This is a genomic window from Falsiroseomonas sp. RANM36 (assembly GCF_056682175.1).
On sequence record NZ_JBWXTD010000007.1, the window covers coordinates 270,782 to 271,340 of the forward strand.

At 79.2% G+C, this 559-nt stretch carries 1 protein-coding gene; it reads right to left on the minus strand.

Annotated features, from left to right (window positions below; all coding sequences use genetic code 11):
• Positions 1-29: 29 nt before the first annotated feature.
• Positions 30-559: adenine deaminase C-terminal domain-containing protein (locus AC1MIR_RS25440; RefSeq protein ID WP_480030965.1), on the minus strand; the 530-nt coding region annotated here is incomplete at its 5' end.

Consider the following 559-nt stretch of genomic DNA (forward strand, 5'->3'; position numbering starts at 1 on the left):
GCCGGGGGGGGGGGGGCGGCCCCCCCCACCTAACCCGTCAGCACTTCCGCCGGATCGAACACCTCGCCCGTGCTCCCGTCCGAAATCCCAAGATCGGTCGGATGCGGCCCCGGATTGCAGGCCAGCGCGATCCCCGTCAGCCCGCGGAAGATGCGGAAGGGCAGTTGCCAGTCCACCACGCGATCGGCCGCCGCGCGCAGTGCCGCGAAACTCGCCGCCGTCTCCTCGGGCGGCGTCTCGGCCAGAAGCCCGGCGATTGGGAGGGGCAGCAGCGCGGTGACGCGGCCGCCTTCGGCCACCGCCATGCCGCCGCCGCAGGCGATCAGCGCGTTCGCCGCCGCCTGCATGTCGGCGGCCTCCCGCCCCAGCACCAGCAGGTTGTGGCTGTCATGGGCGATGGTGGTCGCGATGGCGCCGCGCGGCGCGCCCCAGCCATCCGTCAGGCAGGTCCGCGGCACCGCGGGCGCGCGGCCCGGGGGGGGGGGGGGGGGGGGGCGCGCGCGGGGCCCGGGGGCCCCCCCCCCCCCCGGGGGGGCCCCCCCCCCCCCCCGGCCCCCCC